12 protein-coding genes are annotated in these 14,916 nt (G+C 55.5%); 4 read left to right on the top strand and 8 right to left on the bottom strand.

All coding sequences use genetic code 11. From position 1 onward, the window contains the following. Positions 1 to 61 precede the first annotated feature (61 nt). The gene (gene blaACT, locus L977_RS10230) at positions 62 to 1,207 is read right to left on the bottom strand and encodes an ACT family cephalosporin-hydrolyzing class C beta-lactamase (protein WP_047625697.1); all 1,146 of its coding nucleotides are present in this window, start codon (positions 1,205 to 1,207) and stop codon (positions 62 to 64) included. A 132-nt stretch (positions 1,208 to 1,339) separates the two neighbouring features. On the opposite strand from blaACT, the gene ampR reads away from it, so the two are divergent. Beyond that, positions 1,340 to 2,215, top strand: a complete 876-nt coding sequence (ampR, locus tag L977_RS10225) for a LysR family transcriptional regulator AmpR (protein WP_014882212.1) — start codon at positions 1,340 to 1,342, stop codon at positions 2,213 to 2,215. A 29-nt stretch (positions 2,216 to 2,244) separates the two neighbouring features. On the opposite strand, the gene frdD is transcribed toward ampR, so the two are convergent. From frdD to frdA, 4 genes are read right to left on the bottom strand one after another with little or no spacing between them, the layout of a single operon-like run. Continuing rightward, positions 2,245 to 2,604 (bottom strand): fumarate reductase subunit FrdD, encoded by a 360-nt coding sequence (gene frdD, locus L977_RS10220; protein ID WP_000609653.1) that lies wholly within the window; start codon positions 2,602 to 2,604, stop codon positions 2,245 to 2,247. Positions 2,605 to 2,614: 10 nt separating this feature from the next. Further along, the gene (gene frdC / locus L977_RS10215; protein ID WP_014882213.1) at positions 2,615 to 3,010 is read right to left on the bottom strand and encodes a fumarate reductase subunit FrdC; all 396 of its coding nucleotides are present in this window, start codon (positions 3,008 to 3,010) and stop codon (positions 2,615 to 2,617) included. A gap of 10 nt (positions 3,011 to 3,020) precedes the next feature. Beyond that, the gene (frdB, locus tag L977_RS10210; RefSeq protein WP_014882214.1) at positions 3,021 to 3,755 is read right to left on the bottom strand and encodes a fumarate reductase iron-sulfur protein; all 735 of its coding nucleotides are present in this window, start codon (positions 3,753 to 3,755) and stop codon (positions 3,021 to 3,023) included. Next, positions 3,748 to 5,538, bottom strand: coding sequence for a fumarate reductase (quinol) flavoprotein subunit (gene frdA / locus L977_RS10205; protein ID WP_045134430.1), 1,791 nt, complete (start codon positions 5,536 to 5,538; stop codon positions 3,748 to 3,750). The genes frdB and frdA overlap by 8 nt, the downstream gene beginning before the upstream one ends. A 310-nt stretch (positions 5,539 to 5,848) precedes the next feature. On the opposite strand from frdA, the gene epmA reads away from it, so the two are divergent. Continuing rightward, positions 5,849 to 6,826, top strand: coding sequence for an elongation factor P--(R)-beta-lysine ligase (gene epmA / locus L977_RS10200; RefSeq protein WP_014882216.1), 978 nt, complete (start codon positions 5,849 to 5,851; stop codon positions 6,824 to 6,826). 198 nt (positions 6,827 to 7,024) lie between these two features. Next, positions 7,025 to 8,524 carry a glutamate/gamma-aminobutyrate family transporter YjeM gene (gene yjeM, locus L977_RS10195; RefSeq protein WP_023336678.1) on the top strand — a complete coding sequence of 500 codons (1,500 nt, stop codon included), beginning with the start codon at positions 7,025 to 7,027 and terminating at the stop codon, positions 8,522 to 8,524. Between the two features lie 36 nt (positions 8,525 to 8,560). Here yjeM and mscM read toward each other — a convergent pair whose 3' ends face one another. The 3 genes from mscM to rsgA all read right to left on the bottom strand — a co-directional run bounded on the left by mscM (position 8,561) and on the right by rsgA (position 14,022). Beyond that, positions 8,561 to 11,884 carry a miniconductance mechanosensitive channel MscM gene (mscM, locus tag L977_RS10190; RefSeq protein WP_047625696.1) on the bottom strand — a complete coding sequence of 1,108 codons (3,324 nt, stop codon included), beginning with the start codon at positions 11,882 to 11,884 and terminating at the stop codon, positions 8,561 to 8,563. A 19-nt stretch (positions 11,885 to 11,903) separates the two neighbouring features. Next, entirely contained in the window at positions 11,904 to 12,872 is a 969-nt protein-coding gene (asd, locus tag L977_RS10185) for an archaetidylserine decarboxylase (protein WP_023331845.1), read from the bottom strand. 97 nt (positions 12,873 to 12,969) lie between these two features. Further along, positions 12,970 to 14,022 carry a small ribosomal subunit biogenesis GTPase RsgA gene (gene rsgA / locus L977_RS10180; RefSeq protein WP_014882220.1) on the bottom strand — a complete coding sequence of 351 codons (1,053 nt, stop codon included), beginning with the start codon at positions 14,020 to 14,022 and terminating at the stop codon, positions 12,970 to 12,972. Between the two features lie 107 nt (positions 14,023 to 14,129). On the opposite strand from rsgA, the gene orn reads away from it, so the two are divergent. Beyond that, positions 14,130 to 14,675, top strand: a complete 546-nt coding sequence (gene orn / locus L977_RS10175; protein ID WP_047625695.1) for an oligoribonuclease — start codon at positions 14,130 to 14,132, stop codon at positions 14,673 to 14,675. The last annotated feature ends 241 nt before the right edge of the window (positions 14,676 to 14,916 follow it).

Raw genomic sequence — 14,916 nt, 5'->3', positions numbered from 1 at the left:
CAGCAGGGAAAATGCGGGAATTTTGCAGGCCGGGTGGGCGTTAGCACCACCCGGCAAGGTTTTACTGCAGAGCGCTCAGAATACGGTATGCCGCTTCCACGCGCGCCGGGTTCGGGTAGCTCTTGTTCGCCAGCATAACAATGCCGAGTTCCTTTTCAGGAATAAATGCGACATAGCTGCCGAATCCACCCGTCGAGCCTGTTTTATGTACCCATGATGCTTTTACTGGCGGAGCTGGAGGGTTCACTTCTGCCACCGGTAACGGTGCAAGAGCCACCTTGTTATCGCTGCCCTCCACGACGGTTTTGGCTTCTACCGGCCAGTTGAGCATCTCCCAGCCCAGACCCTGATACATGGCACCCACGCGCCAGTAGCGAGACTGTGCCAGGGCAATACCCTGTTTCAACGTTGAATCCGAAAGGGCGTCAGGGTTCATGTTGGCCTTCAGCCAGCTCGCCATATCCTGGATGTTGGTTTTGACACCATACGCTTCGGCATCCAGCATTCCCGGTGAAACGTGGATTGCTTTACCATCACGGTATCCCCAGGCGTAATGCGCCTCTTCTTCTTTCGGAACGTTAATCCATGTATGGTCCAGTTTGAGTGGCTTGAAGACCCGCTTCGTCATGGCCTGTTCAAAGCTCATACCGGAGGGTTTAACCGCGAGGGCGCCAAAAAGCCCGATGCTGGCGTTCGCATAAAGACGCGTTGTGCCTGGTTTCCACTGCGGTTGCCAGTGTTGATAGAAACGCAGCAGGGAGGCGTTATCCGTGACCTCATCCGGCACCTGTAGCGGCAGGCCACCCGCGGTGTAGGTCGCCAGATCCAACATGCGAATACCCTGCCACTGCTTGCCTGTTAGCTCGGGCCAGTACTTTGTCACGGGGTCGCCCAGCGATATTTCTCCGCGCGCAATCGCATCGCCACCTAATACGCCGGTGAAGGTTTTACTTATAGAGCCCAGCTCAAACAGGGTTTGCGGGGTGACAGGTTTGTTCGCCGCAACATCGGCCTTTCCGAAGGTAAAGTAGTGCGGCTGACCCTGATAAATCACCGCTACCGCCATGCCCGGAATGGCTTGCGCTTTCATCAGGGGGGTAACGGTACGTTCCACCACGTCAGACAGCTGTTTCTCTGACATCGGCGCGGCGAGAACAGAGCAGGAGGTGCTGAGCAGCAGGGCACAGCAAAGGGATTTTGTCTTCATCAGTTATCTTCCGTAATAGCGGTTCAAGGGAGTGTCCGGGCCCGTCAGACCTCAGTAGTCTGTTGGATTTGACTGTGGCTGACAAACGGTTAAATTTAGCATTAGCTGTTAATTTTTCTAACGGATGTAATGATGACCCGCAGCTATCTCCCGCTTAATTCGCTTCGCGCTTTCGAAGCGGCCGCCAGACACCTCAGTTTTACGCATGCCGCGATAGAGCTGAACGTGACCCACTCTGCCATCAGCCAGCACGTTAAAGCGCTGGAGCAGCATCTGAATTGTCAGCTGTTTGTCCGCGTTTCGCGCGGGCTGATGCTGACCACGGAAGGTGAAAACTTGCTGCCGGTGTTGAATGATTCATTCGATCGGATCGCCGGAATGCTGGATCGCTTTGCCAGTCATCGCGCCCAGGAGAAGCTAAAAGTGGGTGTGGTCGGCACCTTTGCTACCGGTGTTTTATTCTCGCAGCTCGCGGACTTTCGTCGCTGCTATCCGCATATCGATCTTCATCTTTCGACCCATAACAACCGCGTCGATCCCGCGGCGGAAGGGCTGGATTATACGATTCGCTACGGTGGCGGGGCGTGGCACGGCACTGAAGCGCAGTTCCTGTGTTCTGCACCGCTGTCCCCGCTTTGCTCACCCGATATTGCTCTCGGGCTCCAGTCTCCGGCCGACATTCTGAAGTTTACCCTGCTGCGCTCCTATCGACGCGACGAATGGTCGGCGTGGATGCAGGCGGCAGGTGAACATCCCCCGTCACCCACGCATCGGGTGATGGTCTTTGATTCGTCCGTGACCATGCTGGAAGCCGCGCAGGCAGGTGTGGGCATCGCCATAGCACCTGTGGATATGTTTACCCATCTGCTCAATAGCGAGCGTATCGTGCAGCCGTTTGCCACCCGGATTGACCTGGGGAGTTACTGGCTCACGCGATTACAGTCGAGGGCTGAAACCCCCGCAATGCATGAGTTTGCTCAATGGCTGGTGGGAAAAATGCAGAAATAAAAGGCCCGCCGGAGGGCGGGCCAGAGGTATCAGATAGTGACCACGGCAATCAGCGTCACCACGGTCAGGATGGTCGCCAGACCATAGAATACCCATTTACCGCTCGGTACATGGATTTTCAGGTCATGCATCGCATGGTGAATACGGTGCAGGCCACACCACAGCGGCAGGACGATCATCAGGAAGATGAATACCCGACCAATAAAGCTGCTCGCAAACGCCAGCACGCGTTCGTAGCTCAGCGCATCGCCCGGGAATAACCCCAGCGGCAGCATAATCCCGACCAGCAGAATGATCACCGGCGCGATGATGGCGCTCCACATGCCGCCTGCGCCAAACAGGCCCCAGAAGACCGGCTCGTCTGAACGTTTTGGATTTGGATTAATCACAGTCGTCTCCTTACCAGAACAGTGCGACAAACAGAATGACCACAGTGACCAGGATCGTCACTCCCCATAGCCCTTTAATCACCGGCTCTGGCCCCATTTTCTCGCCTTTTACGATGATGTTTGCCGCTTTTGGCGCCAGTTCAAACCAGGTTTTGGTATGAAGCAGCGCTGCCGCGAGCACGATCAGGTTCAGAATTACGATGATGGGGTTTTGCAGGAAACCGACAAAGTTCGCCCAGGTTTCCGGCCCGTGCTTGAGGGCAAAAACGCCATACATCAGCTCAAGGCTGAACCAGACCGCCGGTACCGCCGTGCCTTCACGCAGCATGTAGAAGCGATAAAACGGCAGGTTTTTCCACCAGGTGGACGGCACTGGCCGTACATAGGCTTTGCGTTTAGTCGTCATCATGCACTCCTTAGCGTGGTTTCAGGGTAGCGATAAGAAAGTCTTTCGAGCTTTCCACTTTACCCTGCTGAATTGCGGCGGCCGGGTCGACATGCTTCGGACAAACTTCGGAGCAATAACCCACAAAGGTACAGGTCCAGACGCCGTTCTGGCTGTTAAGCTGCGCCATGCGTTCTTTTTTACCGTGGTCGCGGCTGTCTTCGTTATAGCGGTGCGCCAGGGTAATGGCGGCCGGGCCGATGAACTCAGGGTTCAGGCCAAACTGGGGACAAGCGGCATAGCACAGGCCGCAGTTGATGCAGCCGGAGAACTGATGGTATTTCGCCATCTGCGCTGGTGTCTGGGTATTGGGTCCCTGATCCGGGGTACGCGGGTTGCCAATGATGTACGGCTTAATCGCTTCCAGACTTTCGATAAAGTGCGTCATATCGACCACCAGATCGCGCTCGATTGGGAAATTACCCAATGCTTCAACCTTGATGCCTTTGGTGTAATCGCGCAGGAAGGTTTTGCATGCCAGCTTCGGCACTTTGTTGACCATCATGCCGCAGGAGCCGCAGATTGCCATGCGGCAGGACCAGCGGTAGCTCAGGTCCGGTGCCAGGTTATCTTTGATATAGCCGAGCGCATCCAGCAGGGAGGTTTGCTCGTCATAAGGCACTTCATAGAAAGCGCTGTGGGGGGCGGTATCCACTTCCGGATTGTAGCGCACCACTTCAACTTTCAGTTTTTGCATCTCAGCCATTCGCCTTCTCCTTCTTCTCGGCGGCTTCTGCTTCTGCGCCGTACACGCGTTTAGCCGGCGGCAGCGTGGTGATTTTCACGTCGCTGTAGTCCAGGCGCGTTGTGCCATCCGCATCGCGCCAGGCGAGAGTGTGTTTCAGGAAATTGACGTCGTCACGTTCGGTGCAGCCTTCGTCCAGACGCTGGTGCGCCCCACGCGACTCTTTACGCGCCAGCGCAGAGTGCGCCATACATTCCGCGACGTTCAGGCCGTGGCCCAGCTCAATGGTATAGAGCAGGTCGGTATTGAAGACGCTGGAGGTGTCGGTGATGCGCACGCGCTTGAAGCGCTCCTGCAGCTCCGCCAGCTTGTCGACGGTTTTCTGCATCAGCTCAGGGGTACGGTAGATACCGCAGCCTTCTTCCATCGACAGACCCATTTCATCGCGGATCTTCGACCAGTTCTCGTTACCTTCCTGGTTCACCAGATCTTTCAGGCGTTTTTCAACGTCTGCGACCTGCGCATCCAGCGCGGCACCGTTAGCTTCGCCTGCGGTTGCAGCACGCTCCATTGCGCGTTCGCCCGCCATGCGGCCAAAGACCACCAGCTCTGCCAGCGAGTTAGATCCCAGACGGTTGGCGCCGTGCAGACCCACAGAGGAACATTCGCCCACCGCAAACAGACCCTGAATGCGGGTTTCACACTGCTGATCGGTTTCGATACCGCCCATGGTGTAGTGTGCGGTTGGGCGAACCGGAATCGGCTCTTTCACCGGGTCGACGCCCACATAGGCTTTCGCCAGCTCACAGATAAACGGCAGACGTTCCAGCAGTTTCTTCTCGCCCAGGTGACGCAGGTCAAGGTGAACCACGTCGCCGCGCGGCGTTGAGATGGTGTTGCCTTTGCGCCACTCGTGCCAGAAGGCCTGAGAAACTTTGTCGCGCGGGCCGAGTTCCATGTATTTGTTCTTCGGCTCACCAAGCGGCGTTTCCGGACCCATACCGTAATCCTGCAGATAGCGGTAGCCGTTTTTGTTGACCAGAATACCGCCTTCACCGCGGCAGCCTTCCGTCATCAAAATGCCGGACCCTGGCAGACCGGTTGGGTGATACTGCACAAACTCCATATCACGCAGCGGCACGCCGTGGCTGAGCGCCATGCCCATTCCGTCACCGGTAACGATGCCGCCGTTGGTGTTGTAGCGGTACACGCGTCCCGCGCCGCCCGTTGCCATCACCACCGCGTTAGCGCGGATTTGAACGAGCGTGCCTTCCATCATGTTCATTGCCACCAGGCCGCGCGCATGACCGTCATCAACCAGGATATCGAGGACGAAATGTTCATCAAAGCGCTGAATTTGTGGGAACTGAAGGGAGGTCTGGAACAGGGTATGCAACATGTGGAAGCCGGTCTTATCGGCGGCGAACCAGGTGCGTTCAATCTTCATTCCGCCGAAGCGGCGGACGTTGACGCTGCCGTCCGGACGGCGGCTCCACGGGCATCCCCACTGCTCAAGCTGGGTCATCTCCGTTGGACAATGGTGGACAAAGTAGTCAACGACATCCTGTTCGCAAAGCCAGTCGCCCCCTGCAACCGTGTCGTGGAAATGGTATTCAAAGCTGTCATGATCCTGCGCAACGGCGGCGGACCCTCCTTCTGCGGCAACAGTGTGGCTGCGCATCGGATAGACTTTTGAAATCAGTGCGATTTTAGCGTTTGGATTAGCCTGCGCTGCAGCAATCGCAGCACGTAATCCAGCCCCGCCAGCGCCAATTACGGCAAGATCGGCTTGAAAAGTTTGCACGACATTCCTCCAGATTTTTGTTATTTCGCAACGCGACAAACTAAAGGTAGTTCACCCGTCCAAAGGGACGATTGCGAAAGCGTTTCCACTGCTCCTTTATGGGTAAAAGAGTATAACCGTGTAGATGTCAGGGAAATTTGACGTGTTCGATTTTTTTGCTGTTCTGTGCGGTGATTTATCATGGTGATTGATGAATTACGTCACGAAATAATCAACCTAAATGAAATGCGCTTTTTTACTGCGCAAAATTTGTCTCTGTCCCTGCTAACGAGTAGACTTCGTGCCCTTGTCTGAAATCGGAGAAAAACTCATGAGCGAAACGGCCACCTGGCAGCCGAGCGCATCCATCCCAAATCTGTTAAAACGCGCTGCAATTATGACGGAGATCCGCCGTTTCTTTGCCGACCGCGGCGTCCTGGAGGTGGAAACCCCGTGCATGAGTCAGGCAACGGTGACGGATATTCATCTGGTCCCGTTTGAAACCCGTTTTGTTGGTCCTGGCCACTCTCAGGGCATGAATCTGTATCTGATGACCAGCCCGGAATACCACATGAAACGCCTGCTGGCGGCGGGGTGTGGTCCGGTGTATCAGCTGTGCCGCAGTTTCCGAAATGAAGAGATGGGTCGTCACCATAACCCGGAATTCACCATGCTGGAGTGGTACCGCCCGCATTATGATATGTACCGCCTGATGAATGAGGTGGACGATCTGCTGCAGCAGGTACTGGAGTGTTCAGAAGCAGAAACGCTCTCTTATCAGCAGGCTTTCCAGCGCCATCTGGAAATCGATCCGCTGTCGGCGGACAAGGCCCAGCTGCGCGAAGTGGCGGCAAAACTGGATCTGAGCAACGTGGCGGATACCGAAGAGGATCGCGACACGCTGCTGCAACTGCTGTTCACTTTTGGTGTTGAACCACTGATTGGCAAAGATCGCCCGACCTTTGTTTACCATTTCCCGGCAAGCCAGGCGTCACTGGCGCAGATCAGCACCGAAGATCACCGCGTGGCGGAGCGTTTTGAGGTCTATTACAAAGGCATTGAGCTGGCGAACGGTTTCCACGAACTGACCGACGCGCGTGAACAGCAGCAGCGTTTTGAGCAGGATAACCGCAAGCGCGGCGCGCGTGGTCTGCCGCAGCAGCCAATTGATAACAACCTGCTGGAAGCGTTAAAAGCCGGTCTGCCGGACTGCTCAGGCGTAGCGCTGGGTGTTGACCGTCTGGTAATGCTGGCCCTTGGCGCAGAGCAACTGGGCGATGTGATTGCCTTTACGGTCGATCGCGCGTAAAGAATTGCCGGGTGGCGCTATCGCTTACCCGGCCTACGCTTCTGGTGGCAATTATCCTTTCCATTTCGTCATGGCAACATTAAAAACTGCCATTTTCTGTGTACACGGGTCTTTTTCTTAAATTGCTTCGTATAGCCACAATATTTGTCTGGTCATCTGCTAACATCCGCGCAGTTTAATTCCTCTTCGGATGGTTATATGTCCCACTCACTCAAAAAAATGACCCTTACCGGGCTCATACTGATGATTTTTACGTCAGTTTTTGGCTTTGCTAACAGCCCGTCGGCTTTCTATCTGATGGGCTATAGCGCGACGCCGTTTTATATCGTTTCTGCTCTGTTCTTCTTTATCCCGTTTGCGCTAATGATGGCGGAGATGGGCTCGGCTTACCGAAAAGAAGAGGGCGGTATCTATTCGTGGATGAACAACAGTATCGGCCCGCGTTACGCGTTTATCGGGACGTTTATGTGGTTTTCATCCTACGTCGTGTGGATGGTCAGCACGGCGGCCAAAGTCTGGGTGCCATTCTCCACGTTTCTTTTTGGTACGGATAAAACGCAGGTCTGGTCGCTGGCGGGGCTGAGCTCCACGCAGGTCGTCGGTATTCTGGCGGTCTTCTGGATGGTGATGGTCACGCTGGTGGCGTCGAAAGGCATCAACAAAATTGCCCGTATCACCGCGGTTGGTGGTATTTCAGTGATGTGTCTGAACCTGGTGCTGCTGCTGGTGAGTATCGCTATTCTGTGCCTGAACGGCGGGCATTTTGCGCAGGAGGTCAATTTTGTTTCATCCCCTAATCCGGGTTATCAGTCCGGGCTGGCTATGCTCTCCTTTGTGGTGTTTGCCATCTTCGCTTACGGTGGTATTGAAGCGGTAGGCGGGCTGGTCGACAAGACCGAGAACCCGGAAAAGAACTTCGCCAAAGGGATTATTTTTGCCGCTATCGTGATTTCCATCGGCTATTCACTGGCCATTTTCCTCTGGGGCGTCAGCACCAACTGGCAACAGGTGTTGAGCAATAACACCACTAACCTCGGCAACATTACCTATGTGCTAATGAAAAGCCTGGGGATGACCCTGGGGCAGGCGATGAACCTGAGCCCCGAGGCGGCATCGGTAATGGGAGTCTGGTTTGCGCGTATCACCGGCCTGTCGATGTTCCTCGCCTATACCGGCGCATTCTTCACGCTGATCTACTCGCCGCTGAAAGCGATCATTCAGGGTACGCCTAAAGCGCTGTGGCCAGCACGCATGACGCAGCTAAACACCGCAGGAATGCCAGCTAACGCTATGTGGATGCAGTGTCTGCTGGTCTGTATGTTCATTCTGCTGGTGTCTTTTGGTGGCGATACGGCGTCTGCGTTTTACAACAAGCTGACCCTGATGGCGAACGTGTCGATGACGCTGCCCTACCTGTTCCTGACCCTGGCGTTCCCGTTCTTCAAAGCGAAGCAGGATCTTGAGCGTCCGTTTGTGATCTTCAAAACCCGCGCGGCAACGCTGCTGGCGACCACGGTAGTGGTGCTGGTCGTGGCGTTTGCCAACATCTTTACCGTTATACAGCCCGTGGTTGAGGCGAATGACTGGAACAGCGCGTTGTGGATGGTTGGTGGGCCGATCTTCTTCTCGCTGCTGGCGATGGGGATTTACGAGAATTACCGTCGACGCTCGCAGGCGTTCGTCACGGAAGTGGCATAGCGCTAAAATACCCCTCCCGAAAGGGAGGGGAGACAGTTACAAACTTCCTGCCGGGCGGGTTCTTGCCGCCGAGGTTAGGGTTTTACCCATCTTTCGTCCGTCCATACTTTCCAGACGCATCTGGAACGGTGGGAACGGCATATCAATTCCGTGCTCGCGGAAGCCCGCCAGAATCAGCTGGTGGATCTCGTGGCGAAGCGGCATTCGGTGCCCCATTTCGGCGGCGTAGATACGCAGCTCGAAAATCTGGATCCCCTGTTGTAAATCGACCAGGAACACTTCCGGTGCAGGGTTATCGAGCACCAGCGTGCAGCGTTCGGCAGCGGTATAGAGGATCTGCGTGACTTCTTCACTGTTAGCATCCGACGGTGCCGGCACTGTCAACACCACACGCGTGACGGAGTCTGACAACGACCAGTTGATAAACTGCTCGGTGATAAACGCCTTGTTAGGCACGATGATCTCTTTACGGTCCCAGTCACTGATTGTGGTGGCGCGAGTGTTGATCTTCGTTACGCTACCGGTGAGATCGCGAATCGTCACCGTATCGCCTATACGAATCGGTTTTTCAAACAGAATGATCAGGCCGGACACAAAGTTGGCGAAAATCTCCTGCATGCCAAAACCCAGGCCAAACGTCAGCGCGGCGACCAGCCACTGCAGTTTAGACCACTCGATACCAATCATTGAGAAACCGACCATCCCACCAAAAAGCAATATCAGGTATTTGGTGATGGTGGTAATCGCATATCCCGTGCCGGGGGTTAAATCCAGATGCTGCAAGAGCGCCAGCTCGAGCAGTGCCGGGAAGTTACGCACCAGTTGGGTGGTGATGATCAGCACCAGAATGGCAATCAGCACCGCGCCCAGGGTAATTGGCTCCAGGCTTTCCACGCCCTGCACCGTGGACGTCACATCCCACAGAGAGATATTCTCCAGGAAGCCAAATGCGGAATGAATTTCCGACCACAGGAAGATTACCGACAGGAGGGCTACCAGCATCAGGATGGAACGCACCAGCCGCAGGGACTGGGTACTGATGGCATCCAGATCCAGTTCGACCTCGTCCGCGTCTATCGTGCCTTCAGTGCTATTAACATGGTTTGACTCTTCCTCACCTCGCGCACGTTGAGCGAGGATCTCCGCCCGGCGATGCTTGGCGCGGTCGAAGGCCAGACGACGGCGCTGGATCAGCATTCCGCGGCGTATAACGTGATACACCACCAGAAGCAGGAACCAGATCGCCACCGAGGTTTCCAGACGCGCCAGTAGCGCCTTCGAGGTAGCCAGATATCCCACTGCTGCGGCCAGCATTGCAATCAGAGGGGCACTGAGCAGCAGGTTCCAGAGCAGTCGGTTAAACATGTTGTCGCCGCTACCGGATTTATCCAGATAGAGCGGTATCCCTGCACGTTTCAGGCTGAGCGTGACAATGGCCAGCGCACCGCATATCAGCATAAAGCAGAGGCGGCCCAGCGAGCCTGAGAACTCGCGGTCATCGAGATTATCAAACATGATCAGCGCCATAATCAGCGGCACAATCAGCCCGATGCTCATCAGGTAGTAGCGCATGGCGCGCGCAACGCGGTTACGTGGCCAGCCAAAGTGGGCAATGAAAAGGCCATTTGGTCGCGCGAGGGTGGCGCAGATCATCACGACCCACAGCAGCGGTACCGTGGCGGTCACGCCATCGCCAATGGCAACGGCGAGTGGATAGGGCCAGGCTTCCCGTAGCCCGTAACCGAGCGTCATCCACAGCACCGGCAGCGGAGAGGCGACAAGTATCGACCAAAACACGGTGCGCAGCGTCAGCCAGAAATGGTCCTGAGTGACTTTCCCCACCCGTGCGCTGGAACGCTCCAGGAAACGGGTAAAATGCCTGCGTGAGTAAATGCTGAATCCCACCAGAATCAACGCGCCCAGCAGCGGGAAGATGGTCTCTTTGCTGGTCAGCATCATCACGCTGGCCTGTCCCAGTTGGCTGACGGTGTCCAGCGAAATCAGACGGCGCAAATCCTGCACGATCTCGATCGGCCACGAGAAGGTCATGGGTCGCACGTCGGATGTCCAGAAAAGATAACGGTGCGTTGCCTCGTTGACCTCTTTCAGCGCATCTTCCAGCTGGCTGTTGGAAACCTTGAGCTTAGTCAGCTCCAGAATCAGCGTATCGCCGCCCTGCAGCAGGGAGTTCAGCAGTTCACGCTGGGTACGCAGCTGAGCTTCCAGAATCCGGTTTTGCTCGCTGGTCAGGGGCTGGCCATCCGCCTGTCGGATTTGGCGAATTTGAGGCTGCTTATTGAGTAGATCCTCAAAATGCAGTCGCTGAACGCGTAGCTGGGCCATCTCGGTATCCAGCTGCTGCGGCTTCGGCATTTCCGGCAGACGAGCAACCTGGGCACGCAACGCCTCGCCCAGCAGGTTTGATGACCCAAGCCACTGGGACTGTTCGCGCAGGGTGTTGAGCGCCTGACGCACCTGCAGGGTTTGATTGGTCGCCTGACGTTGCTGTGAGGCAACCAGATCCATACGCTGCGCCTGCTGATTCAGTGCGGCAGAAAGCTCACGGTTGACCTTAAACTGATCGACGATGTCCGCTGGCAGGTTGGCACTGTTTTCCGCCAGCAGTTCGGTGCTTTCGAGAGCACGTTCGGCCTCGCGCTGGCGCTGGCTATTAAGCTGATTACGCAGGGCCTGAAGATACGCATCCAACTGCTCGCTCTGCTTTTGTGCGAGTTCCGAGCGCATCCGCGACAGCTCCTGGCGGTTATTGGCGGACAGCTGCGCCAGTTCCAGTTCATCTACCAGGGCTTTCAGACGCGCCGATTCCGCCTGCAGGCCAAGATTTTGTGCCTGCGCCTGCGGCGTGTTGCCAGCTTGCGTACCCACGCGGCGCTCAACTTCATTAAGCTGGCGACGGGCGTCGGTTTGCTGCTGCGGGAGCTGGCTGAGGGAGTCGGCAATTTCACGTGCACGCTCTTGCTCCTGCTGAGCCAGACGGCTCTTCTCCAGAAGCTGGCTGCTGACCTGCAGGATTTCCTGATTCAGGGCGTCCGTGGTCATGTTGGCTGGCACATCGCGCGGCTCATCACGCAGATTCGCCAGCTGCGCGCGCAATGTTTGCGAGAGTTTGGGGAAGTTGTCGATAACTTGCTGATATTGCTGAGCGCGCTCAAGAGAGCCTTTCCGCTCTTCAAGCGCGTTCAGTGCGGACTGAAGCGACTCGACGGTCTCTGGCTGAGCGGGTTTGGCCGCTTTTGCCTGCTCCAGTTCCTGACTTATCTGTTTGGCGTCGGGGGCTGTCGCTGCGTACGCCCCCATGCTGAGGCACCAGGCCATCAGTAGAACGATAATCGGGCGCACGTCAGCGATCCTTCTGTTGTTAGCCTTCGTCTTTTTTGTCGTCAACCAGCGGGCTGGCGTCATGCTCGGCGTTGATCTCTTCTTGTGACAGCGGAGCAGGTTCTGCATCGGGTGTCACAAAAGTTTCGGTGGAGACTGCCAGCGGCTGGCCAAGTTTGGTCACCGACAGGCTTTCAAGCTGTTCAGCCAGCTTCACTTTGCCCGGCGCAAACAGGTTGATAACGGTAGAGCCCAGCTTGAAGCGCCCCATCTCCTGACCTTTCAGCAGGGCGACAGAGCCTTCCGCTTCACCGGCAGGCCACGTCCAGCGTTTGATGATACCTTCACGCGGAGGCGTGATGGTGCCAGCCCAGACGGTTTCAATACTGCCGACAATGGTCGCGCCCACCAGAATTTGCGCCATCGGGCCAAATTCAGTATCGAACAGGCAGATGACGCGTTCGTTACGGGCAAACAGGTTCGGTACGTTCTGCGCGGTCAGGTGGTTCACGGAGAAGAGATCGCCCGGAACGTAGATCATCTCACGCAGGATACCGTTACACGGCATGTGTACGCGGTGATAGTCGCGCGGTGACAGGTAGGTGGTCGCAAACGTACCGTTACGGAACAGGTCCGCCATCAGGTAGTTACCCGCCAGCAGCGCTTCCAGGCTGTAGTTATGGCCTTTCGCCTGCAGGATTTTGTCGTCTTCGATATTACCCAGCTGGCTGATCACGCCGTCAGCGGGCATCACCAGTACGTTAGGGTCGGTGTTCAGCGGACGCACTTCATCGCGTAGCGGGCGTACAAAAAACTCGTTGAAGGTACGGTAGCTGGCGGTGTCTGGCTTCTGTGCCTCTTTCATGTCGACCTTGTAATACTTCACAAAAAGGTCGATGACCAGTTTGGTCAGCCAGCCCGCGCGTTTGCTTGCGCCCCAGCCCGCCAGGCGAGTGAGCCACAGTTTTGGCAGAATGTATTGAAGCGAAAGTTTAAATGCGTTTAACAAGGTAGCCTCCAGGCCATTGTTTTGTCGTTCCTGATCCGGCGGTAAGCCGCCGGAACCTGAAAAAAGGGGACGATTTTAGCGATGCTTAGCTTAGTTGTCAGTTGTCAGAATCAGAAAAGTTTTTACGCGTTTTTACCTGATCCATGCTCTCAAGAATGCGGTGGTAATTCTCGAAGCGGGTCTCCGCAATCTCACCTTTTTCGACCGCTTCACGGATAGCGCAACCTGGGTCGTTATCGTGTTTACAGTCGCGGTACTTGCAAGCGCCTAAATAATCATGGAATTCGACAAATCCGTTGAAGATTTGTTCCGGTTCAAGATGCCACAAACCGAACTCGCGCACGCCCGGGGAGTCGATGACATCGCCCCCGTGCGGGAAGTGATAAAGGCGTGATGCGGTGGTGGTGTGCTGGCCAAGACCCGAGACATCAGACACATCATTGGTAAGGATCGCCTGCTGGAGGCCAAGCAAATTGTTCAGCAGACTCGATTTGCCCACGCCGGACTGGCCCGCAAAGATGCTGATGCGATCGGTGAGCGCCTCTTCCAGCGGTTTCAGACCATCTTTGGTATGGCTGGAGACCATCAGGACGCGATAGCCAATATTGCGATAGATATCCATCTGCTCATTGACGAAGGCCATCCCGTCGTCGTCCAGCAGATCGATTTTGTTTAATACAATGATCGGCTCAACCTGCAGCGTTTCGCAGGCGACAAGGTAACGGTCGATAATATTGAGCGAAAGCTCAGGTAAAATCGCCGAAACAATAACGATCTGGTTAATGTTGGCGGCAATCGGCTTCACGCCATCGTAGAAATCCGGGCGGGTGAGCACCGACGTGCGTTCATGCACAGCTTCAACGATACCTTTAACCGTGACCCCTTCAGCCGCCTCTTTACCCGGACGCCAGACCACGCGATCGCCGGTAACCAGTGAACGGATGGTGCGACGGATATTGCAGCGGTGAATATCCCCGTCGGCGGATTCCACATCGGCATGCATACCGAAACGGCTGATGACGACGCCTTCTGTCGCTTCACCAAACAGGTTATCGTCATAATCCGGCTTCTCCGAAGTGGTTTTAAGACGGCGCTGGTGGTTGGCGTTTACGCGGCGCTGCTGCCCTTTGGAGAGTTTATTTTTACTCAATCGCGCTGGCTCCTGGTCGCCCGTAAGGGGCAAAACCTCTATGATACACTCTAATTAATACTAGTTAACCTGCTACTGCCGGTTATGCGAGAAGGGTGGAAAATAACATGAGCGCGGATGAAAACAACCTGATTTGGATCGATCTCGAAATGACCGGGCTGGATCCCGAGCGCGATCGCATTATTGAGATTGCAACTCTGGTGACGGACGCCAACCTGAATATTCTGGCCGAAGGGCCGACGATTGCCGTGCATCAGTCCGACGATCAGCTGGCTTTGATGGATGAATGGAACGTGCGCACCCACACCGGTAGCGGCCTGGTGGATCGCGTGAAGGCCAGCACGTTGGGCGATCGCGAGGCAGAACTGGCGACGCTTGAGTTCCTGAAACAATGGGTTCCGGCAGGTAAATCGCCTATCTGTGGGAATAGCATTGGCCAGGATCGCCGTTTCCTGTTTAAGTACATGCCGGAGCTGGAGTCTTACTTCCACTACCGCTATCTGGATGTCAGTACCCTGAAAGAACTGGCGCGCCGCTGGAAACCTGAAATCCTTGATGGCTTTAAAAAGCAGGGGACGCACCAGGCGATGGACGATATTCGTGAGTCTGTGGCAGAGCTTGTGTACTACCGCGAAAACTTTATTAAGCTGTGATTTTGAGATCCGGCGCCTTGCGTGGCCGGGTTTTTGTCGTTAAATTGTTCAGCTTGCCGATTTAATAAGCATTTGAACTGAATTTCGAAAAAATCGCTTTAAGGGGGGTTGCAGCTAAAAGGATTTCTCGTATAATGCGCCTCCCGTAACGACAGAGAATTACACGTTACGACAGCAACAAAAGCAGTACAGATTTGCGGGAATAGCTCAGTTGGTAGAGCACGACCTTGCCAAGGTCGGG

The sequence above is a fragment of the Enterobacter sp. ZOR0014 genome (assembly GCF_000798855.1).
Classification (GTDB): domain Bacteria; phylum Pseudomonadota; class Gammaproteobacteria; order Enterobacterales; family Enterobacteriaceae; genus Enterobacter; species Enterobacter kobei.
Note: the sequence above shows the minus strand (reverse complement) of the source record. Positions and strands in the feature narration are given on the sequence as shown.

Bases quoted from the DNA above. Each gene is read 5' to 3' on its own strand.
- frdB (WP_014882214.1), bottom strand. From the start codon at position 3,755: ATGGCTGAGATGCAAAAACTGAAAGTTGAAGTGGTGCGCTACAATCCG.
- epmA (WP_014882216.1), top strand. From the start codon at position 5,849: ATGAGCGAAACGGCCACCTGGCAGCCGAGCGCATCCATCCCAAATCTG.
- frdC (WP_014882213.1), bottom strand. From the start codon at position 3,010: ATGACGACTAAACGCAAAGCCTATGTACGGCCAGTGCCGTCCACCTGG.
- ampR (WP_014882212.1), top strand. From the start codon at position 1,340: ATGACCCGCAGCTATCTCCCGCTTAATTCGCTTCGCGCTTTCGAAGCG.
- orn (WP_047625695.1), top strand. From the start codon at position 14,130: ATGAGCGCGGATGAAAACAACCTGATTTGGATCGATCTCGAAATGACC.
- blaACT (WP_047625697.1), bottom strand. From the start codon at position 1,207: ATGAAGACAAAATCCCTTTGCTGTGCCCTGCTGCTCAGCACCTCCTGC.
- yjeM (WP_023336678.1), top strand. From the start codon at position 7,025: ATGTCCCACTCACTCAAAAAAATGACCCTTACCGGGCTCATACTGATG.